Annotated in this window: 19 protein-coding genes; 8 read left to right on the top strand and 11 right to left on the bottom strand. The window is 70.7% G+C overall.

Features of this window, described 5'->3' with window-relative positions:
• Positions 1 to 3: 3 nt before the first annotated feature.
• Complete coding sequence (locus ACZ3I3_RS11675; RefSeq protein WP_467364305.1) at positions 4 to 399, bottom strand: VOC family protein; 396 nt, start codon at positions 397 to 399, stop codon at positions 4 to 6.
• 181 nt (positions 400 to 580) lie between these two features.
• Positions 581 to 1,621 carry an NAD(P)-dependent alcohol dehydrogenase gene (locus tag ACZ3I3_RS11670; RefSeq protein WP_467364304.1) on the bottom strand — a complete coding sequence of 347 codons (1,041 nt, stop codon included), beginning with the start codon at positions 1,619 to 1,621 and terminating at the stop codon, positions 581 to 583.
• Positions 1,622 to 1,801: 180 nt separating this feature from the next.
• Between ACZ3I3_RS11670 and ACZ3I3_RS11665 the strand changes: the two genes are divergently transcribed.
• The gene (locus ACZ3I3_RS11665; protein WP_467364303.1) at positions 1,802 to 2,722 is read left to right on the top strand and encodes a helix-turn-helix domain-containing protein; all 921 of its coding nucleotides are present in this window, start codon (positions 1,802 to 1,804) and stop codon (positions 2,720 to 2,722) included.
• 87 nt (positions 2,723 to 2,809) lie between these two features.
• On the opposite strand, the gene ACZ3I3_RS11660 is transcribed toward ACZ3I3_RS11665, so the two are convergent.
• The 3 genes from ACZ3I3_RS11660 to ACZ3I3_RS11650 form a co-directional block, all read right to left on the bottom strand.
• The gene (locus tag ACZ3I3_RS11660; RefSeq protein ID WP_467364543.1) at positions 2,810 to 6,124 is read right to left on the bottom strand and encodes a S8 family peptidase; all 3,315 of its coding nucleotides are present in this window, start codon (positions 6,122 to 6,124) and stop codon (positions 2,810 to 2,812) included.
• 317 nt (positions 6,125 to 6,441) lie between these two features.
• On the bottom strand, positions 6,442 to 7,707 hold the full coding sequence (locus tag ACZ3I3_RS11655; protein ID WP_467364302.1) for a L,D-transpeptidase: 1,266 nt from the start codon (positions 7,705 to 7,707) through the stop codon (positions 6,442 to 6,444).
• A 261-nt stretch (positions 7,708 to 7,968) separates the two neighbouring features.
• Positions 7,969 to 8,301 carry a hypothetical protein gene (locus tag ACZ3I3_RS11650; protein WP_467364301.1) on the bottom strand — a complete coding sequence of 111 codons (333 nt, stop codon included), beginning with the start codon at positions 8,299 to 8,301 and terminating at the stop codon, positions 7,969 to 7,971.
• 109 nt (positions 8,302 to 8,410) lie between these two features.
• Here ACZ3I3_RS11650 and ACZ3I3_RS11645 point away from each other — a divergent pair, with 109 nt between their 5' ends.
• On the top strand, positions 8,411 to 8,725 hold the full coding sequence (locus ACZ3I3_RS11645) for a hypothetical protein (RefSeq protein WP_467364300.1): 315 nt from the start codon (positions 8,411 to 8,413) through the stop codon (positions 8,723 to 8,725).
• 92 nt (positions 8,726 to 8,817) lie between these two features.
• Here ACZ3I3_RS11645 and hutH read toward each other — a convergent pair whose 3' ends face one another.
• The 3 genes from hutH to ACZ3I3_RS11630 all read right to left on the bottom strand — a co-directional run bounded on the left by hutH (position 8,818) and on the right by ACZ3I3_RS11630 (position 12,641).
• Positions 8,818 to 10,356 carry a histidine ammonia-lyase gene (hutH, locus tag ACZ3I3_RS11640; RefSeq protein ID WP_467364542.1) on the bottom strand — a complete coding sequence of 513 codons (1,539 nt, stop codon included), beginning with the start codon at positions 10,354 to 10,356 and terminating at the stop codon, positions 8,818 to 8,820.
• Positions 10,357 to 10,454: 98 nt separating this feature from the next.
• Positions 10,455 to 11,606 carry a GGDEF domain-containing protein gene (locus ACZ3I3_RS11635; protein ID WP_467364299.1) on the bottom strand — a complete coding sequence of 384 codons (1,152 nt, stop codon included), beginning with the start codon at positions 11,604 to 11,606 and terminating at the stop codon, positions 10,455 to 10,457.
• 234 nt (positions 11,607 to 11,840) lie between these two features.
• Complete coding sequence (locus ACZ3I3_RS11630; RefSeq protein WP_467364298.1) at positions 11,841 to 12,641, bottom strand: enoyl-CoA hydratase/isomerase family protein; 801 nt, start codon at positions 12,639 to 12,641, stop codon at positions 11,841 to 11,843.
• 215 nt (positions 12,642 to 12,856) lie between these two features.
• Between ACZ3I3_RS11630 and ACZ3I3_RS11625 the strand changes: the two genes are divergently transcribed.
• Positions 12,857 to 13,489 (top strand): hypothetical protein, encoded by a 633-nt coding sequence (locus tag ACZ3I3_RS11625; protein WP_467364297.1) that lies wholly within the window; start codon positions 12,857 to 12,859, stop codon positions 13,487 to 13,489.
• Positions 13,490 to 13,519: 30 nt separating this feature from the next.
• Here ACZ3I3_RS11625 and ACZ3I3_RS11620 read toward each other — a convergent pair whose 3' ends face one another.
• Entirely contained in the window at positions 13,520 to 14,623 is a 1,104-nt protein-coding gene (locus ACZ3I3_RS11620) for an adenylate/guanylate cyclase domain-containing protein (RefSeq protein WP_467364296.1), read from the bottom strand.
• Between the two features lie 312 nt (positions 14,624 to 14,935).
• A complete protein-coding gene (locus ACZ3I3_RS11615) occupies positions 14,936 to 15,802 on the bottom strand; it encodes a biotin--[acetyl-CoA-carboxylase] ligase (protein ID WP_467364295.1) in 867 nt (288 codons plus the stop codon).
• Positions 15,803 to 15,912: 110 nt separating this feature from the next.
• Between ACZ3I3_RS11615 and ACZ3I3_RS11610 the strand changes: the two genes are divergently transcribed.
• From ACZ3I3_RS11610 to ACZ3I3_RS11595, 4 genes are all read left to right on the top strand, one after another.
• Positions 15,913 to 17,517, top strand: coding sequence for an acyl-CoA carboxylase subunit beta (locus tag ACZ3I3_RS11610; RefSeq protein ID WP_467364294.1), 1,605 nt, complete (start codon positions 15,913 to 15,915; stop codon positions 17,515 to 17,517).
• Positions 17,518 to 17,540: 23 nt separating this feature from the next.
• A complete protein-coding gene (locus ACZ3I3_RS11605; RefSeq protein ID WP_031132777.1) occupies positions 17,541 to 17,750 on the top strand; it encodes an acyl-CoA carboxylase epsilon subunit in 210 nt (69 codons plus the stop codon).
• 161 nt (positions 17,751 to 17,911) lie between these two features.
• Positions 17,912 to 18,040, top strand: coding sequence for a morphogenic membrane protein MmpB (mmpB, locus tag ACZ3I3_RS11600; RefSeq protein ID WP_010045609.1), 129 nt, complete (start codon positions 17,912 to 17,914; stop codon positions 18,038 to 18,040).
• 32 nt (positions 18,041 to 18,072) lie between these two features.
• On the top strand, positions 18,073 to 18,693 hold the full coding sequence (locus ACZ3I3_RS11595) for a Maf family protein (protein ID WP_436731365.1): 621 nt from the start codon (positions 18,073 to 18,075) through the stop codon (positions 18,691 to 18,693).
• Here ACZ3I3_RS11595 and ACZ3I3_RS11590 read toward each other — a convergent pair.
• Entirely contained in the window at positions 18,662 to 19,141 is a 480-nt protein-coding gene (locus ACZ3I3_RS11590; RefSeq protein ID WP_467364541.1) for a hypothetical protein, read from the bottom strand. The genes ACZ3I3_RS11595 and ACZ3I3_RS11590 overlap by 32 nt on opposite strands.
• A gap of 344 nt (positions 19,142 to 19,485) precedes the next feature.
• On the opposite strand from ACZ3I3_RS11590, the gene ACZ3I3_RS11585 reads away from it, so the two are divergent.
• The coding region (locus tag ACZ3I3_RS11585; protein ID WP_467364293.1) for a biotin carboxylase N-terminal domain-containing protein at positions 19,486 to 19,847 on the top strand (362 nt) is incomplete at its 3' end.

Here is a 19,847-nt window from a genome sequence, read left to right as displayed (position 1 = left end):
GGCTCAGCCGACGGCTCGGCCGCCGCTGCCGTACGGCCGGGTGATGATCTCCAGGCGGTGGCCGTCTGGGTCGTCGAAGTAGGCGCCCCGGCCGCCGTCGTGGTGGTTGATCTCGCCGGGACGGCTGTGGAACGGATCCGCCCAGTACGTCAGACCGGCCTCCTGGATCCGGGCGAAGATCTGGTCGAACTCTTCCTCCGAGACGAGGAAGGCGTAGTGCTGCGGCGTGATGGCGCCGGGGCTGTCCATGTAGTCGAGGGTCACGCCGTTGGGGATCTCGACCGGGAGGAACGGGCCGTAGGGCGGGGCCACGTCCAGCCCCAGGATGTCGGCGAGGAACCGGGCCGAGACGCGCTTGTCACGCGCGGCGACGATGGTGTGGTTCAGCTGCACGGTCATGGCGGGCCTCCCCTGACGTACCTGGCGAACCCCCCGGAGCACTCCCCCATGTGTACCCCGTGGGCACCTCCTCGTGCATCACGAACGCCCGGAGGGCCCCGGCGCGCTGCCGGGGCCCTCCGGGCGGACGACGGGACTTCACGGACACGCCCTGGGGGCGAAGACGGAAAACCGATCGGTCTCAGATGGTCGCGGTGTCGATCACGAACCGGTAGCGCACATCGCTGGCGACCACCCGCTCGTACGCCTCGTTGATCTGGTCACCGCTGATCAGCTCGATCTCGGCACCGAGGCCGTGCTCGGCGCAGAAGTCCAGCATCTCCTGGGTCTCCGCGATGCCGCCGATCATGGAACCGGCGAGGGTCTTGCCACCGCCGATCACCGAGAAGAGGTTGAGGGCGATGGGCTCCTCGGGGGCGCCCACGTTGGCCAGCGTGCCCTCGGTCTTCAGCAGCGAGAGGTAGGCGTTGAAGTCCAGCGGCGCCGAGACCGTGGAGACGATCAGGTCGAAGGTGCCGGCCAGCTCCTCGAAGGTCTTCGGGTCGCTGGTGGCGTAGTAGTGGTCCGCGCCCAGCTTCAGGCCGTCCTCCTGCTTGCGCAGGGACTGCGACAGCACCGTCACCTCGGCACCCAGCGCGTGGGCGATCTTCACACCCATGTGGCCGAGGCCGCCCAGACCGACGATCGCGACCTTCTTGCCGGGACCGGCGCCGAAGCGCTTGAGCGGGGAGTAGAGGGTGATGCCGGCGCACAGCAGCGGCGCGGCGACGTCGAGGGAGAGGCCGTCGGGGATGCGGACGACGAAGTTCTCGTCGACGACGACCTTCTGCGAGTAGCCGCCGTAGGTGGGCTCGCCGTCCTTGCCTATGCCGTTGTACGTCGGGACGTTGCCCTTGACGCAGTACTGCTCACGGCCGGCCTTGCAGTTCTCGCACTCGCGGCAGGAGTCGACCATGCAGCCGACGCCCACACGGTCGCCGACGGCGAACTTCGTGACGCCCGGGCCGACCTCGGAGACGACACCGGCGATCTCGTGGCCGGGGACCATCGGGAAGATGCCCTCACCCCAGCCCTCCTGGGCCTGGTGGATGTCGGAGTGGCAGATTCCGGCGAACTTGATGTCGATCAGGACGTCGTACTCGCCGACCTCGCGGCGCTCGATGGTGGTGCGCTCCAGCGGGGCCTTGGGCGCGGGGACGGCGTACGCAGCAACAGTGGTCATGCCGGGGGTTCTCCTAGCGGGGTTCCGTGCCCGGCTGCCTTCTGGATGTTCTGACCGGGCACGATCCCGAGCGTGCCAAACCCGCGAGCGTCTACCCAGGCCACGGTTTTGCGTACGCACAGCGTGCGTACCACTGGCGGGGTCAGGCTCGTGTGCGTACGACCGTGAATACTGGAGGGCATGGACGAACAGCCCGAACCCGTACAGGAGCCCGCACCGCAGACCGGCGGGGGCCTGGACCGGCGTGCCGAGCTCAGTGAGTTCCTGCGCACCCGGCGGGCCCGGCTGAAGCCGGAGGACGTGGGGCTGCCCGACTTCGGGCGGCGGCGGGTGCCCGGGCTGCGCCGCGAGGAGCTCGCCCAGCTGGCCGGGGTGTCCGTGGCGTACTACACCCGCCTGGAGCAGGGCAACGGGCGCAACGTCTCGGCGGAGGTGCTGGACGCGATCGCGCGCGCCCTGCGGCTGACCGGCGCCGAGCACGCCCACCTGATGCACCTGGCGAAGCCCAAGCAGCACAAGAAGAAGCAGGCGGCGCGGGCCCAGCAGGTACGGCCCGCATTGCAGCATCTGCTGGACTCGATCGACGCCGTCCCGGCGTACGTCGTCGGGCGCCGCTCGGACATCCTGGCCTGGAACCGGATGGCCGCGGCCCTCTTCGGCGACTGGGCGGAGCTGCCGGCGCCGGAGCGGAACTGGGCACGGCTGGTGTTCCTCAGGCCCGACTACCGCGAGCTGTTCGTCGAGTGGGACCAGAAGGCGTCCGACATCGTCGGTTATCTGCGCATGGACGCGGGCTGCCATCCGGACGACCCGCGGCTGTCCGCCCTGGTGGGTGAGCTCTCCGTGAAGAGCGAGGAGTTCCGCCGGCTGTGGGCCGCGCACGACGTCAAGGAGAAGAGCTACGGCGTCAAGCGGATGCGGCACCCGCTCGTCGGCGACCTGACCCTGTCCTTCGAGACGTTCCGCCTGGTCGACGACGGCGAACAGTCCCTGCTCACGTACCACGCGGAACCGGGCTCCCCGTCGGCGGAGGCCCTGCGGCTGCTGGCGAGCTGGGGCGCGGACGCGACCCGCGCGGGGAGCGGCACGCCGGCCCGGTGAACGGGAACGGCCCGCCGGAAGCCGAGGCTACCGACGGGCCGCTCACTGACAGGCACTACAGCTCACCCTGCGGCGCAGGGCGACGGCTCACTTGCCGTAGTACGCGTTGTAGATCGAGATCGTCGACTTGTTGCCCTTCTTGTCGGCGATCTTGGCGTGGAAGGAGATGGCCTTCCCCTTCGCCGGGTTCTTGAAGCTGACCTTGCCCTTCTTGACGGTGAGCTTCTTCCAGGTCTTGCCGTAGTCGTACGACACGTAGACCGACAGCGACTTCAGGTTGCTGCCCTTGGCCGCGCCCTCGACGGTGACCGGGACGCTGACCGTCTTGCCGGCCGGGACCTTGCTGTCCAGCCCGGTGACCGCGTTGAAGCGGACCGTGGAGGCGGGCAGCTGCTTGATGCCGGAGGTCTTCTTCGAGCGGAACGTCCAGCTCGCGTCGATGCGGGTGGAGGCCGCCGCGACCTTGACGCTGCGCTTGACCGACGTCGTCAGCTTGTACTCGGCGTCACCGGCCGGGACCTTGAACTGCTTCTCGCCGAACAGCGGGTCGTCGTTGCTGCCGACCTTCTTGCCGTTGCGGTACAGCGTCGTGTCGACCGCGGAGAAGGTCGAGTAGCCCGCGTTGCCCTTGCCGTCCGCGAACAGCGGCAGGGAGCCGTAGAGCTGGTCGCCCTCACGGAAGAGGCCGAACTCGGCGTTGAGACGCGGTCCGAAGACGGCCGTGTTGACGGTCTTCGAGTAGGTCTTGCCGGCGGCGAACTCGTGCGTGCCCATCGCGTAGCTGGCCTCGTCGATCGGGAAGCCGTCCTCGTCGACACCGCCGGACTGGGAGAAGTCCAGCCCCCACTTCACATCGCCCGCGGTGGACAGGTGCAGTGTCCGGGTGCTGGGCAGGGACTGCTGGATCCCCATCGAGGAGGCGCTGTTGCTCCACGGCAGCCAGCCGACGGCGCTGATGGCGCCCTTCTTGCCCTTCGCCGCGGCGCCGAGGCCCGCCTTCACCGTGGCGAACTCGCTCGCCTTGTAGTGCTTGGTGTAGCCGGTGGCGAGCTGCTTGACCTTGCCGCCGCCGGTGACGTCGTACTGCTCCTTGTCACCCTTGGTCCAGTGGCCGTCCCACTGCTGGGTCACGGAACCGTCGGTGATCTGCGGGCCGACGTGCGCGGTGCGGATGTCGGCGTAGGAGTCGAGGAACCAGCCGAAGCCGTAGCTGGAGTCCTTGGTCTCCACCGTGTAGTCGGGCGAGGCGAACTCCGACTTGGCGGCCTTGTCCGGCACGGTGATGTTCACCGGCTTGGCCTTGCGGGCGTCCATCGTGACCGTCGTGTTCTTGGTGACGTCCAGCTTGGGCTGGGCGAGCCAGTCGACGCCCTGGAACTTCTCGGGGTCGTCGCCCACGAAGACGTTGGTGTTGAGGAGGTAACCGCCCTTGGGCACCCGGATGGTGACGGTGCCGTCCGCGTCGTACGGCGCGTAGAACTTGCCCTTGCCCAGGCCCGAGACCGCGGCCAGGTCGGCGCTGTAGTTCTTGGAGGGCTTGCCGTCACGGTCGAGGAACTTCAGCGTGAGGTCGTAGGACTCGACCTCGCGCTGCACCGCGGCGGCCGTGCGGACGGTCTGGCCGCCGCCCGTCGCCGTCACGTACGACGAGTAGGCGCCGTCGACCGTGCCGCCCAGCTTGGTGTTCACGGTGAACGGGACGGAGGCCTTGCCGCCGGCCGGGACGGTCACCGAGGTGGCGCCGAGCTTGAAGAAGCCGGCCGGAGCGGCCTTGCCCTTCGGGTCGGTGGCGGTCGACGCCAGCTTCAGCGTGACGGCCTTCGTACCGAGGTTGCGGTACGTCAGTTCCTTGGTGACCGGCTTGTCGTCGGTGTGCGGCCACTGCTGGACGCCGAAGCTCACCGTGGACGGGTTGGCGATCACGGACTGATTGATGGCCTTGTCGACCTGGATACGGCCCGAACCCTGCTGGAACGGCGTGTACTTGCCGCCCTTCGTGGAGCCGGTGAGGGCGCCCTTCAGCTCGGGGTACTTCCACTCCGGGTGCTGCTGCTTCAGCAGGGCCGCGGCGCCCGCGACGTGCGGGGTGGCCATCGACGTACCGGAGATCGTCATGTAGCCGGCCGGCTTCTCGCCGACCTCGGCGGCTATCTGGTTGCCGGGGGCGGAGGCCGCGGTGATGTCCACGCCGGGCGCGGTCACGTCCGGCTTGAGGGCGCCGTCCATGCCGGGGCCGCGGCTGGAGAAGTCGGCCAGCACGTCCTTGTCGTCCACGGCGCCGACGGTCAGGGCCGCCTCGGCGCTGCCCGGAGAGCCGATGGTCTGCTCGCCGAAGTCGCCCTCGTTGCCGGCCGCGATGGCGAACAGGATGCCCTTCTCCTCGGACAGCTTGTTCACCGCCGCTTCCAGCGGGTCGATCTCGGGCGTGTCGCCGCCGCCCAGGCTCATGTTGACGACGTCGGCGCCCTCCGCGGCGGCCCACTCGATGCCGGCGAGGACCTCGGAGTCGCTGCCGAAGCCGCCGTCGTCGAGCACCTTGCCGTTGATGATCTTCGCGCCGGGCGCGACGCCCTTGTACTTGCCGCCGGACTTCGCGCCGGTACCGGCGGCGATGGAGGCGACGTGCGTGCCGTGGCCGACCTTGTCGGTGGTGTCGGGCGCGGTGGTGAAGTTCTTGGCGCCGATCACCTGGCCCTTGAGGTCGGGGTGGGTGGCGTCGACACCGGTGTCCAGGACGGCGATCTTCACGCCCTTGCCGTCGTAGCCGGCGGCCCACGCCTTGGGGGCGCCGATCTGCGGGACGGACTTGTCGAGGCTGGCCTTGCGGACGCCGTCGAGCCAGACGTGCGCGATGCCGGAGGCGGTCTTGTCACCGTTGGTGACCGCGTCCCACAGCTCGGGCGCGTCCTCCTGCGGCGTCTGCACCGCATCGGCGTTCACGGTCTTCAGAGAGTGGCTCAGCCGGCCGGCGTCGCGCACGTCGGCCTTGGTGGCCGCGGCGCTGCCCTGGTAGCCGACGATGACCTTCAGGCCCTTCTTCTGGGCCTTGCGGGTCGCGGACTTGTTGAGCTCGGTGACGTCGAAGAGCCGCTGGTCGAGCTTGCCGGTGGCGACCAGGCGGGCCGCGTCGGCCGGGATCACGAGCGTGTGGCCGTCGAGCTTGCGGACCTGGAAGGGAATGTCCTCGCGTCCCTTGGCCCGCTCCAGGCCGATGACCCGGCCCTTGGCGTCCAGGGCGACCCGGTCGCCGGTGATCAGTGTGACCCGGTGCTTGGCGGTGACCGACGCCGGCTTCGCGGCTGCGGTCGTCTGCTCGCCGTTCGCCGACGCCGGGCTGGTCATACCCGCCGCCAGGGCCACGGCTGCAGCTGTGGCGACCGTGGCCGCGCACGCCCTTTTCACTTGTCTGCGCAAGTTTCCCCCTTGCAGAAGTACCGGGCGAATTCCCCGTTCACCCGGCCGGGGGTGGTCTCGTACGCATGGGCGTACACCCCCCGGAATTACGCAGTATGCCGAGGTGTGATCAGTCACTCAATAGATGAGAGGGAGGTAAGAGATCCGTCGGCAGGCTGTTACAAGGCCGCGGGAACTCCGTTACAGGGAAGGACGATTGGGCACGCGCGTTCCCCTTGACACGGTCGCACACAAAGGCGAGCCTCCGCCCGCCCCGGGACGGGGGCAGGGCGGCGGCTCGCCTTGTGTGTGCGGCTACCGATCCGTCAGACCGCGGAACCGGCCTTCCAGTCGGCCCAGTTCATGTTCCAGCCGTTGAGGCCGTTGTCCGGCGCGACGGTCTTGTCGCCGGTGTTCTCGACGACCACCACGTCACCGAGGATCGAGTTGTTGTAGAACCACGCGCCCGGGGTGTTCGGGTCGTTCGCGCCCTTGGCGTCCTGGAGGCCGACACAGCCGTGGCTCGTGTTCACGCTGCCGAAGATGGACTTCGCGCCCCAGTAGTTGCCGTGGATGAACGTGCCCGAGCTGGACAGGCGGATGGCGTGCGGCACGTCCTTGATGTCGTACTCGCCCTTGCCGTCGTCGTCCGTGAAGCCCACGGTCGCGCCGTTCATGCGCGTCTCCTTGAACTTCTCGGACATCACCATGATGCCCTGGTACGTCTTGTTCTCCGGCGAGCCGGCGGAGATGGGGATCGTCCGGACGACCTTGCCGTCCTGCGTGATCTTCATCTGCTTGGTCTTCGCGTCGACGTACGAGACCTGGTTGCGGCCGATCTTGAAGGTGACCGTCTTCTGCTGGACGCCGAAGACGCCCTTGGCTCCCTCGACACCGTCGAGCGCGAGCTTCAGCGTGACGGTGGAGCCTTCCTTCCAGTAGTCCTCGGGGCGGCAGTCCATGCGGTTGGCGTTGAACCAGTGGCAGGCGACCTCCTGGCCGCTGGTCGTGCTGACCTTGATGCCCTTCTGGACGGCGGCCTTGTTGGTGATCGCCTTGTCGAAGTTGATCGAGACCGGCATGCCGACGCCCACGGTGGTGCCGTCGTCCGGGGTGAAGTTGCCGATGAAGCTGTTGGCCGGGGAGACCGTGGTGAACGAGGCGTTCTCGTGGGCGACGCGCCCGTCGGAGTCCTTCGCCTCAGCCGCCAGCTTGTAGGTGGTGGAGCGCTCCAGCTGCGTGCTGGGCTTCCAGCTCGTCTTGTCGGCGGATATCTGGCCGCTGACCTCCGCGCCGTCGGACGTCGTCATCTTGACGCTCGTGAGCGTGCCCTTGCTGACGGTGACGGCTGCGGAGTTGTTGATGGAGGCGTTGTCGGAGCCGTCCTCAGGTGTGATCTTGATCTGGGCCTTGGAGGCCTTCTCGGCCGCGGCCTCGTCGACCTTCGACTGGGAGCTGTCTCCGCCGTCGCTCCCAGAGGCGTTGTCATCGCCGCCGGAACAGGCCGAGAGCATCAGCACTCCGCCGAGCAGTGCGGACGCGACCGTCAGGCCCTTGCGCCGCTTACTGACCGTCATCACACGCTTCTCCATCGTTGCCGATTTCCCCAAAACCCCGGGTGTCCCCGTCGCAGTCCAAGTGCCCCGGTCAGGACTCGTGAGTCCTCGTCCGGAACTTTCAACGCTACGACCGGTTCGTCCGGTTCCCCATGTCGCGCACGTGTGGGGATCACCACGTCCGCACCCGTCCTCGGCGCACAGGCGCGGACGGTGCGGCTCAGGGCGGTGCGCCGCTTGAGACGCAGTGACCCCGGACGACGGTTGCCGCCCGGGGTCACTATTTTCTCAAGTGCCTCAGTTGTCACTGTCGTCTTCGACATCATCCTCGTCGAGATCCCAGTTCGGCGCATCGGGGTCGTAGTCGATCCGCTCGCTGCTCCAGGAGGCCTGCTGGAGCTCCACCCCCGGGACCTGGCTGACCAGGTCGAACGGGTCGACGAGGTACGCGAGGGCCTCGGCCGTGTCTTCCGTCACAGCGGCCTCGCCGTGGGTCCGTTCCGCCGCCGGCATCTCACCGTCGTCGGCGATCCGGCGCAGCGCGGCCTTGGTGATCCCGTCCGCGTCCTGAACCTCGAGAACGAGTTCCACTCGAAGCCGGACAAAACGTGATGTCTCTGGAGTGCTCATGGCGCGAGCGTACGTCCAGGTCCTCCCGTGACTTTCCCGTGACCCGCGACTTTCACTAACATCGCCCCACACGGCCAATTCGCCAGCGCCACAAGGGGATCGATATTCCGTGTCATCCGCTCGCCGTCCGTTGCTGACCGCCACCGCCGCGGCGACCCTGCTGGGCGCCCTGTGGTTCGTCCCGTCCGCCAACGCGACGTCACACTCGCCGGTGAGAGACGCGGTCGCGGCGAGCCCGTCGCCGCAGGTCACAGAGCAGGCGCGGATCGCGGCGACGACCGCGGGCGACTCCGTCACCGGCACCCGCCTCGCCGACACGGGCAGCTTCGACAGCACGCCGTACGTCATCGGCGGCACGTTCTTCCTCACGCTGGGCGCGGGCTTCGTCGCGTACTCGGTCCGCCGGGAACGGCTGGGTTTCTGAGGCCGGTTTCTGAGACCGGCTTCTGAGGCCGCGCGCCCGGGGCCCTGCCGCGTAGCGGGCCCCCGAGCGGCCTTCTCTTCACCCAAGGGCGTCTACTGAAGCGGTCCGGTGACCGTCTCCACCGCGGCCAGCAGCCGACCGTCACGCACGAACGCGTCCGCCGCGGCCAGGTCGGGAGCCAGGAACCGGTCCGGCCCCGGACCCTGAACCCCCGCTTCCCGCAGGGCGTCGATGACCGCCCGCGTCGCGGGCGCCGGGGTCAGCCCCTCGCGCAGTTCGATCGCACGCGTGGCGGCGTACAGCTCGACGGCCAGGACCCGGGTGAGGTTGTCGACGGCCGTGCGCAGCTTGCGCGCCGCCGACCAGCCCATCGAGACGTGGTCCTCCTGCATGGCGGAGGAGGGGATCGAGTCGGCGGACGCCGGCACGGCGAGCCGCTTCAGCTCGCTCACCAGCGCGGCCTGGGTGTACTGAGCGATCATCAGGCCCGAGTCCACACCGGCGTCGTCGGCGAGGAACGGCGGCAGGCCGTGGCTGCGGTTCTTGTCGAGCAGCCGGTCGGTGCGCCGCTCGGCGATGGAACCGAGGTCGGCGACGGCGACGGCGAGGAAGTCCAGGACGTAGGCGACCGGCGCGCCATGGAAGTTGCCGTTGGACTCCACGCGCCCGTCGGGCAGCACGACCGGGTTGTCCACCGCGGAGGCCAGCTCGCGGTCGGCGACCAGCCGGGCGTGGGCCATGGTGTCCCGCCCGGCCCCGGCGACCTGCGGGGCGCAACGCACCGAGTAGGCGTCCTGGACGCGGGGCGCGTCGTCCTGGTGGTGCCCGGTCAGGCCCGAACCCCTCAGCACGGCCAGCATGTTGGCGGCACTGGCGGCCTGCCCCGGGTGCGGCCGGATGGCGTGCAGCTCCGGGGCGAGGACCTTGTCGGTGCCGAGCAGGGCCTCCAGCGACAGCGCGGCCGTGACGTCGGCGGACCGGTAGAGCATGTCCAGGTCGGCCAGGGCCATGACCAGCATGCCGAGCATGCCGTCGGTGCCGTTGAGGAGGGCGAGGCCTTCCTTCTCACGCAGTTCGACCGGCTGGATGCCGTGCGCGGCGAGCAGTTCGGCGGCCGGGCGCACGACACCGTCGGGGCCCTCGGCGTCGCCCTCGCCCATGAGCGCGAGCGCGCAGTGGGACAGCGGGGCGAGGTCGCCGGAGCAGCCGAGGGAGCCGTACTCGTGCACGACCGGGGTGATACCGGCGTTGAGGAGGTCGGCCATGGTCTGCGCGACCTCGGGCCGTACGCCGGTGTGCCCGGAGCAGACGGTCTTCAGCCGCAGGAACATCAGGGCCCGTACGACGTCCCGCTCCACCCTCGGGCCCATGCCGGCGGCGTGCGAGCGGACGATGTTGCGCTGGAGCTGTGCGCGCAGCTCCGGGCTGATGTGCCGGGTCGCCAGGGCGCCGAAACCGGTGCTCACGCCGTACACGGGGTCGGGCTTGGCCGCCAGCGCGTCCACGATCTCGCGGGCCGCGGCGAGGGCGGCCAGCGCCTCCTCGGAGAGCTGGACGCGGGCGCCGCCGCGCGCCACGGCGAGCACGTCGGACGCGGTCACCCCGGACGTCCCCACCACCACAGTGTGCATATCCATATTCAGGAGCGTACGCAGTGAATTCGATGATGTCACCACTGGGGCACCGGTTCACCCCTTACCGATACGTCACACGCACGCCCCCGCCGTCCCTACGGCGCGTGCCGCCCCCGGAAGCGCCGGCGCTCGCCGTCGGCCTCCTGGGACGGCTCGTCCGCGAGCCGCACGACGGGGTCGTCGGGCCCGGCCCGGCCGGCGACGACCGGCCGCGTGGACCGCTCGGCCTTCGCCCGGTACTGGGCCGCGTCGGCGAGCCGGAACAGCCGCCGGGCCGAGCGCACCGGACCGATCGGGTCCTCGGTGGACGCCACCCCGCAGGCCACGCCGTCCCCGAGCTCCAACTCCGCCGCCCGGCGGCACAGTTCACCGGCCGCCTTCACGACCTGGTCGGCGGGCGGCCCGACCGCGAGCAGACAGAACTCGTCCCCGCCGAGCCGTGCCGCCAGGGCTCCCGGCAGCATGGCCCCGCACAGCGACAGCACCGAGCCGAAACGCTCCAGGAGCCGGTCGCCGGCGGCGTGCCCGTGGGTGTCGTTGACCCGCTTGAGCCCGTTCAGATCGCAGACGACGAGGCTGACGACGGCTCCTTCCCTGCGGTGCCGCTCGATCGCCTGCTCCAGGTGTACGTCGACGGCACGGCGGTTGGCGAGCCCCGTCAGCGCGTCGGTGAACGCGAGGCGCCGGGCCTCCTCCAGCCGCTCGGTCTGGGCGATGCCGGCGGCGACGACGGCGGCCAGGACGGTGGCGAAGTCGGCGTCGCCCCGCCCGAAGACGGGCTCCCCGACCGGCCGCGCGACATACAGCTCGCCCCAGGCCCGGCCGTGCAGCACGATGGGCGCGACCACGCAGCAGCCGCGGCCCCGGCGGCGCAGGGCGGCCACGCGCTGATGGCAGTACCCGGGACGCCGCCCGGCGGCGGGCCCCTCGGCGGTCTCCACCCAGGCGTCCGGCTCCCCGCCACCGGCCCACTGCTCGTGCAGGAACTCGGTGATCTCCGCGAACTGGTGCACGGGGTAGGACTCGTCCTCCGGGAACTCCTCCTCGCCCTCGGCCAGCTCACCGACGTTCACGAGGACCTTCAGCCGCCCGAGCTCCCGCTCCCACACCGACAGCGCGGCAAAGCTCCCGCCCAGCGCCCGGCACGCTCCGGCCGCCGCCGCACGCCACGCCTCACGCGACCCGTGCGCGGCCGCCATCCCCTGAGCCAACGCGACGACAGCTTCGAGCCGTCTGTCCTCACCCATCACCCCAGGCTAGGCAGTTTCCAGCCATTTGGTCCGGTTGACGGCGCGAACGGGGACCCAGCTGCGGGCAACGGAGACCTAGCTGCGGGCAATCGTGCCTCCCCCAGTGCCTCAAGGGCCTGGGAGGTACCCCCAGGGCGGCACGGGTGGGCGCAGCGGCACCCCGCTCCGCCGGGCTGCGGACCCACCCACGACCCCAGCACCAACGCCGAGCACGGGACAACCGACCTGGCCTCACTCCCCCGGCCACTCCGGCTTGCGCTTCTCATTGAACGCGGCGACCCCTTCCGCCCGATCCCCCGAGAACGCCACAGCCCGCCAGGCCGCGTCCTCCACCTCGAGCCCGGCCCGCAGGTCCAGCCCCTGCCCCAACCGCAACGCCCGCTTCGCCGCCCGCAAGCCCACAGGCGAGTTCCCGGCGATCCGGGCAGCCAGCTCCAGCGCCGCCTCCCGGTCCCGCCCCTCCTCCACCACCTGATCGACCAGCCCCAACTCCCCCGCCTCGACGGCCTCCACCCGCCGCGCCGAGAAGATCAGCTCGGCCGCCCGCGCCGCCCCCACCCGCCGCGGCAGCAACTGCGTCCCCCCACCGCCGGGAATCACCCCCACCGACACCTCCGGCAGTCCCACCACCGCGGTCCGGTCCGCCACGATCACGTCACACGCCAGCGCCAGCTCGAACCCGCCCCCCAGCGCGAACCCGTGCACCGCCGCCACCGTCGGCACCGGCAGCTCCAGCACCCCGGTGTACGCCCCCCGCGCCACCGGCCGCTGCCGCACCAGCTCCGCGTCGCTGAACGAGTTCCGCTCCTTCAGATCGGCCCCGACGCAGAACGCCCGCTCGTGCGACGAGGTCAGTACGACCACCCGTACGTCCCGGTCCTCCCCCAGCGCCGCACACGCCCCGGCGATGGACCGCGCCATCTGAGTCGACACCGCGTTCATGGCCTTGGGCCGGTCGAGGACGAGCTCCGCGACATGCCCCTGCTCATGCCGCCGCACCAGCACGAACTCCCCGAACCGTTCCTCACTCATGACACCCTCCGGTTAACGCGGGTTAACTACATGACCGATCCGATCATCGCAGCCCCACCCCACCCGCGAAAGAGCGGACGCGTCCGGTTCCCGCACCACGATCCCGCCCACCCGTTCGAGTGACATCACCCCAACTCCGGTCCGATCGCCCATGGCAGCGCATAGCGTGCATCCGCCACGGCGCACTGGGGGCGCGTGCGTACCGGGGAGGGACCATGACGACGACGAACAAGCCGGCGATGCCGCAGCGGGACACCGGAGCACCGGGGAAAACCGACTCCTTCTCACCTCGCGCCCGAGGCGGCCGCCACCGCAAACCACGCCCCCGCAAGGCCCTGCTCGCCGCCGGCGGCCTCGCCCTGGCGGCCGGCGCCCTGAGCCTCGTACGCCTGACCTCCGGCCCCGGCACGGACACCGTCGGCACGGTCGAGGCCGAGCCCCGCCCGGACCCGGTCACGACGGGCACGGACGAGGCGACGAACACCGCCGCCACCGCTCCCGCCACCCCCGAGGCGAGCCCCTCGTCACCCACCGCCCTGGGCGGTCTGCCCCCGTCCCCGGGCACGCGCGCCCCGGCCACCGCCTCGCCCACTCGGGCCGCGTCCACGTCCGTCGACACCCGCCGCGCGGACACGGCCGCGACTCCCCGCTCCACGACCATCCCCGGCACCACGAACCCCCCGGCACCGACGGCCAGGGGCGAAGCCCCACGCCCGGCCCCGACCCCGCCCTCACGGCCGGACCGGACCACGCCCGCCCCGGCACCCGAGCCCGAGAAGCCGAAGAAACCGCAGGACCCGGGCCTGTGCGTGCCGGTCATCGGGGTGTGCGTGGACCCGCTGGACTGAGCGGCCCCGCGGCCGTCCACGCCGGCCGCGTCAGCCGTTGTCCCGCCGCGTGAGCAGCCACGGCTCCACGACGCCCAGCCCACGCACCGGCCGCTGCCACATCGGCTGCAACGCGAACCGGTACGTCGGCGGCTCCTCGCCCTCCTTCTCCGCAGCCGCGGCCTCCTCGGCCGCCTCCGCCTCCGAGGACGGGGCGTCCTGCGTGCGGATCAGCTCCTCGGCGAAGGCGGTGTCGACGAGGACGGCGTCCTTCGGAGCTATCGAGGTGAGCCGGGAGGCCAGGTTCACGGTCGTACCGAACACATCACCCATACGGGTGGTCACCGTGCCGAACGCCATGCCGACGCGCAGCTCCGGCATCGTCTCGTCGTGCGCCATGGTCTCGATCAGCCGCAGGGCGATCTCGGCGGCCACGCCCGCGTCGTCGGCGGCGTACAGCACCTCGTCGCCGAGGGTCTTGATCAGCCGGCCGCCGTTCGCGGCGACCAGGTCTGCGGCGGTGGTCTCGAACGCCTCGACCAGCTCGCCGAGCTCCTCCTCCTCCATCCGGCGGGTCAGCCGCGTGAACCCGACCAGATCGGCGAAGCCGACCGCGAGCCGCCGGTCCACCATCTCCTCGTCGTCGGCGGCCTGCACGACCCGCCCGGCCGAGGCGGCGAGCTGCCGCCGCCACACGTAGACCAGGAACTCCTCCAGCTCGGGCAGGAGCAGCTCGACGATCGGGTACGTCACCTCGGTGCGCGTCATGCCCGGCTCGGGCGGCTCGGTCAGCCCTTCCAGGAAGGAGTCGATCTGCCATTCGGCGAGCCGCGCGGTGGTCTGCCCGGTGGACCGGGCCACTTGTACGGCCATCGCCTCGCTCAGCAGCCCCGCCTCGACGAGGCCGGCGAGGCGCCGCAGCGCGAGGACGTCCGCCTCCGTGAGGGCCTTGGCCTGGCCGATGTCGGCGAAGCCCATGGCCCGCCAGAAGCGGGAGGCCAGTTCCATGGAGACGCCGGCGCTGCGGGCCGCCTGGAACGGGGTGTAGCGGCGCTCGGCGCCCAGGATGAGCCCTTCGAGGCGCAGGGCGAGCGGATCCTCGCCGGAGTCGGCGCCCTGCGCGTCCTCGCCGGAACCCGAGTCGTCGACGGTCACGCGTGCTGCCCTTCCGATCTGTCACGGTCATGTATCGACCGGCCTCAACTCTACGGCAGGTGTGCGCCAGCTCACTCCGTTAGGTGGAGCCAGGGGGTGAGGTGCTCGGCGTTGCACGGGCACCCGGCGTTGCCCCACCGTCCCCAGGGGGCTCCGCCCCCTGGACCCCCGATCGGCCTGAACGGCCTCGTCCTCAATCGCCGGACGGGCTGGGTGGTACCTAGCTGCGGGCAGTCGTGCCGCTAGGGGCGGCACGGGTGGGCGCAGCGGCACCCCGCTCCGCCGGGTTGCGGACCCACCCCGACCTCAGCCTCAAGCCGGCCTCAGGTGCACGATGTCCCCCGCGCCGACAGGCTCCTGCACCCCCTCCCCCGTAGCCAGCACCAGCCGCCCGTCCCCGTCCACCGCAACCGCTTCCCCCACCACGGAACGATCTCCCGGCAACTCCGCCCGCACTTCCCGGCCGAGCGTCGCGCACCCCGCCGCGTACGCCTCCAGCAACCCGCACGCACCCGCGTCGCCCCCGGCCGCACGCCACTTCCCGTACCACTCCTCCAGAGCCCGCAGCACCCCCCGCAGCAAGGGATCCCGGTCCGTGCTCACGGCCCCGGCCAGCTCAAGCGACCCCGCCGTGGGCACCGGCAGCTCGTCCTCCTTCAGCGTGACGTTGATGCCGACGCCGATGACGACCCCGCCGTCACCGGCCCGCTCGGCCAGGATCCCCCCGGCCTTGCGCTCCTCGCCCCGCACGGTGACCAGCAGGTCGTTCGGCCACTTCAGCGCCGTGTCGACACCCGCCGCCCGCGACAGCCCCGTCGCCACCGCGACCCCCGTGAGCAGCGGCAGCCACCCCCACCGCTCCACGGGCACCTCGCCCGGCGTGAGCAGCACGGAGAAGAACAGGCCGGAGCGGGGCGGCGCCGTCCACTGCCGGTCGAGACGCCCGCGCCCGGCCGTCTGCTCCTCGGCGACGAGCACCGCGCCCTCGGCGGCGCTGCCCTCGGCGGCCCGGGCCACCAGGTCGGAGTTCGTGGAGCCGGTGCGCTGCACGACGTCCACCTCGGACCACAGCCCTCCCTCGTGCACCAAGCCCCGGCGCAGGGCGGTGATGTTGAGGGGCGGACGGTCCAGGTCGGACCAACGGCTTCCGTTCGGCTCTGATGCATCTCGCGGCGTCATGCAAGCCACCCTAGGTGTGGTAAACGCCGCACTGCCGATGCGGAGGCACCCCACTAGTCTACGGATGAGTAACCGTCCCCCCTTTTGAGCAGGCAGGGAGCCACATCCCGATGTCCGAGCCGGAAGAGTTGCAGCAGCCCGACATTCACACGACCGCGGGCAAGCTCGCGGATCTCCAGCGCCGCATCGAGGAAGCGACGCACGCCGGCTCCGCACGCGCCGTCGAGAAGCAGCACGCCAAGGGCAAGCTGACGGCCCGTGAGCGGATCGAGCTCCTGCTCGACGAGGGTTCCTTCGTCGAGCTCGACGAGTTCGCCCGGCACCGCTCCACCAACTTCGGCCTCGACAAGAACCGGCCGTACGGGGACGGGGTCGTCACCGGATACGGCACCGTCGACGGCCGCCCCGTCGCCGTGTTCTCCCAGGACTTCACCGTCTTCGGCGGGGCCCTCGGCGAGGTCTACGGGCAGAAGATCGTCAAGGTCATGGACTTCGCCCTGAAGACCGGCTGCCCGGTCATCGGCATCAACGACTCCGGCGGCGCCCGGATCCAGGAGGGCGTCGCCTCCCTCGGTGCCTACGGCGAGATCTTCCGCCGCAACACCCACGCGTCGGGCGTCATCCCGCAGATCAGCCTGGTCGTCGGCCCGTGCGCGGGCGGGGCCGTCTACTCCCCCGCCATCACCGACTTCACGGTCATGGTCGACCAGACCTCGCACATGTTCATCACCGGACCCGACGTCATCAAGACCGTCACCGGCGAGGACGTCGGCTTCGAGGAGCTGGGCGGAGCCAGGACCCACAACTCGACGTCCGGCGTCGCCCACCACATGGCGGGCGACGAGAAGGACGCCATCGAGTACATCAAGCAGCTGCTGTCGTACCTGCCGTCCAACAACCTCTCCGAGCCGCCGGCCTTCCCGGAGGAGGCCGACCTCGAGGTCACCGACGAGGACCGCGAGCTGGACGTGATCGTCCCGGACAGCGCGAACCAGCCGTACGACATGCACGCGGTGATCGAGCACATCCTGGACGACGCCGAGTTCTTCGAGACGCAGCCGCTGTACGCGCCGAACATCGTCACCGGCTTCGGCCGCGTCGAGGGTCATCCGGTCGGCATCATCGCCAACCAGCCGACGCAGCTCGCCGGGTGCCTGGACATCAAGGCCAGCGAGAAGGCGGCCCGCTTCGTGCGGACCTGCGACGCCTTCAACGTCCCGGTCATCACCTTCGTCGACGTCCCCGGCTTCCTGCCCGGCGTCGGCCAGGAGCACGACGGCATCATCCGGCGCGGCGCCAAGCTGATCTACGCCTACGCCGAGGCGACCGTTCCGCTCATCACGGTCATCACGCGCAAGGCCTTCGGCGGTGCCTACGACGTCATGGGCTCCAAGCACCTGGGTGCCGATCTCAACCTCGCCTGGCCCACCGCCCAGATCGCCGTCATGGGCGCCCAGGGCGCGGTCAACATCCTGCACCGCCGCACGATCGCCGAGGCCGAGGCGGGCGGCGAGGACCTGGAGGCGGTCCGCGCCCGGCTGATCCAGGAGTACGAGGACGCCCTCCTCAACCCCTACGTCGCGGCCGAGCGCGGCTACGTCGACGCGGTGATCATGCCGTCCGAGACCCGCCGGCACGTCGTACGGGGTCTGCGTCAACTGCGGACGAAGCGGGAATCCCTGCCTCCGAAGAAGCACGGCAACATCCCCCTCTAGACCGGCGAGCCCAGGAGGCCCACATGACGATCAAGGTCGTACGGGGCAACCCGACCCCCGAGGAGCTGGCCGCCGCCCTGGCGGTGGTCAGGGCCCGCGCCGCGGCGGCGGCAGCAACGCCGCCCGGCGCGCCGGCCACCCGCGACTCCTGGTCCGACCCGTCCCGCATCGCGGCCCACCGCCTGCCCCAGCCGGGGCCGGCGGCCTGGGGCCGCACGTACTGGCCGGGCTGACCCCTTAGGGCGTGTCCGCAAAGTCCCGCCTGCCGCGCGACGCCCGGCACGCCCTCCGGGCAGACAACGGGACTTCGCGGACACCCCCTAGGGGTGGGGGCCGGACAACTTGAGTACTCGTACTCAGGCGCCGCCCCCGCCCCCGTCCGACCATGGAAGGCATGCTGTGGTCCGACCCCGAGAACGAACCGCCGAAAGAGCTGCGGGACACGCAGGACATGCTTCGGCGGCTGGGCGTTCTCATGGCGTTGGCCATGGTGCTGGCGATGATCGTGATCGGCGTGAGGTGAGTCGCGACAGGTGACGCCGATACGCTGAACGCATGACAGATCAGCCGCGCCGCCGACTCGTCCTCGCCTCCCAGTCCCCCGCCCGGCTCGGGCTGCTCCGCCAGGCCGGTCTCGCCCCCGAGGTGATCGTGAGCGGCGTCGACGAGGACGCCGTCACCGCACCCACCCCCGCCGAGCTGGCGCTCGCCCTGGCCGAGGCGAAGGCCTCCGTCGTGGCGGCCCGGCCGGAGGCCAAGGGCGCGATCGTCATCGGCTGCGACTCGGTGCTCGACCTGGACGGCCAGGCCCTCGGCAAGCCCGAGGACGCCGAGGAGGCCACCGCCCGCTGGAAGGCGATGCGCGGACGCGCCGGCACCCTGCAGACCGGCCACTGCGTCTACGACACGCTCTCCGGCCGCTACGCCTCCGCCACGGCGTCCACCGTCGTCCACTTCGGCGAGCCCACCGACGAGGAGATCGCCGCCTACGTCGCCTCCGGCGAACCCCTCTACGTCGCCGGGGCGTTCACGCTGGACGGCCGCTCGGCCCCGTTCATCGACGGCATCGACGGCGACCACGGCAACGTGATCGGCATCAGCCTGCCCCTCGTCCGGCGACTGCTCGCCGAACTGGGCGTCGGCATCACGGAGTTGTGGGAGCCGGCGGGGAAGTGACCGGGGATCCGTCGCCGCCCGTCCCGTCCTGGGGCGCGGCGCCGGCGGGCTCGGCCGCCGGACGGTCGTACGTCATCAGCAGCAGCACGATCAGGCCGAGCACCAGCACCATGAACAGGAACGCGGGCCAGCCCACGAGCCCCCAGGTGAACGCGCCGAGCAGCCCGTGCACGACCGCGGCACTGATCATCAGCACCCGCCCGAAGCCCGCCGGGGGCCGGTCCCGCAGCGCCACCAGCAGGGCGACCAGGCCGCACAGCGCGAAGTAGAGGCCGAAGGCGATCCCGCCGATCTTCGACGACACGGACATCATGTGCGGGTCGAGCCCGGCCAGGGACATGTCCTGCCGGTCGACGACGACGCCGAGGAACCAGTTCAGCGCGGCGATGCCGATCGCCTCACCGAACAGCACCACCGCAACGATCCACGCCACCGGCCTGCGCACCACCGGGCCCACCCACTTACCCCTAGTACGTTCGAGACATCGCGAACGCTACTAACGAGTAAACCCTGGGACAAGGGTTCTGCGGCGGGCAAAGAATCATTGGGCCATTCGTAGGGACTCCACAAAGAAACCGAGTGGCCCGCAGCACGTGATGACAGAGACCTTGACCACAGGGGAGGGCTAGGGTTTCCCGGAGGAGTACTGCGTACCGCGGTGCGACAAGGGATTTCGCGGGTCGAGCGAGCCTCGCATCACGCTCCGTGTGGGCAAGCTCACCACTGGGGACGGGTCGAAGTGCCGTGTCGGCAGTCCCTAAACTCGGCTTGTTTCAAGGAGGGAGCCTCATCGTGCGCAAGGTGCTCATCGCCAACCGTGGCGAAATCGCTGTCCGTGTGGCCCGGGCCTGCCGGGATGCCGGCATCGCGAGCGTTGCTGTCTACGCCGACCCGGACCGGGACGCTCTGCATGTCCGCGCCGCGGATGAGGCGTTCGCCCTGGGCGGTGACACGCCGGGCACCAGCTACCTCGACATCGAGAAGGTGCTGAAGGCCGCCCGAGAGTCGGGCGCGGACGCGATCCACCCCGGCTACGGGTTCCTCTCCGAGAACGCGGAGTTCGCGCAGGCGGTCCTGGACGCGGGCCTGATCTGGATCGGCCCGCCCCCGCAGGCCATCCGCGACCTGGGTGACAAGGTCGCCGCCCGGCACAT

The organism is Streptomyces sp. NPDC016851 (assembly GCF_055562795.1).
This window is presented reverse-complemented; position numbering and strand designations above follow the sequence as displayed.

Bases quoted from the DNA above. Each gene is read 5' to 3' on its own strand.
- ACZ3I3_RS11675 (WP_467364305.1), bottom strand. From the start codon at position 399: ATGACCGTGCAGCTGAACCACACCATCGTCGCCGCGCGTGACAAGCGC.
- ACZ3I3_RS11670 (WP_467364304.1), bottom strand. From the start codon at position 1,621: ATGACCACTGTTGCTGCGTACGCCGTCCCCGCGCCCAAGGCCCCGCTG.
- ACZ3I3_RS11665 (WP_467364303.1), top strand. From the start codon at position 1,802: ATGGACGAACAGCCCGAACCCGTACAGGAGCCCGCACCGCAGACCGGC.
- ACZ3I3_RS11655 (WP_467364302.1), bottom strand. From the start codon at position 7,707: ATGGAGAAGCGTGTGATGACGGTCAGTAAGCGGCGCAAGGGCCTGACG.
- ACZ3I3_RS11650 (WP_467364301.1), bottom strand. From the start codon at position 8,301: ATGAGCACTCCAGAGACATCACGTTTTGTCCGGCTTCGAGTGGAACTC.
- hutH (WP_467364542.1), bottom strand. From the start codon at position 10,356: ATGCACACTGTGGTGGTGGGGACGTCCGGGGTGACCGCGTCCGACGTG.
- ACZ3I3_RS11635 (WP_467364299.1), bottom strand. From the start codon at position 11,606: ATGGGTGAGGACAGACGGCTCGAAGCTGTCGTCGCGTTGGCTCAGGGG.
- ACZ3I3_RS11630 (WP_467364298.1), bottom strand. From the start codon at position 12,641: ATGAGTGAGGAACGGTTCGGGGAGTTCGTGCTGGTGCGGCGGCATGAG.
- ACZ3I3_RS11625 (WP_467364297.1), top strand. From the start codon at position 12,857: ATGACGACGACGAACAAGCCGGCGATGCCGCAGCGGGACACCGGAGCA.
- ACZ3I3_RS11615 (WP_467364295.1), bottom strand. From the start codon at position 15,802: ATGACGCCGCGAGATGCATCAGAGCCGAACGGAAGCCGTTGGTCCGAC.
- ACZ3I3_RS11610 (WP_467364294.1), top strand. From the start codon at position 15,913: ATGTCCGAGCCGGAAGAGTTGCAGCAGCCCGACATTCACACGACCGCG.
- ACZ3I3_RS11605 (WP_031132777.1), top strand. From the start codon at position 17,541: ATGACGATCAAGGTCGTACGGGGCAACCCGACCCCCGAGGAGCTGGCC.
- mmpB (WP_010045609.1), top strand. From the start codon at position 17,912: ATGCTGTGGTCCGACCCCGAGAACGAACCGCCGAAAGAGCTGCGGGAC.
- ACZ3I3_RS11595 (WP_436731365.1), top strand. From the start codon at position 18,073: ATGACAGATCAGCCGCGCCGCCGACTCGTCCTCGCCTCCCAGTCCCCC.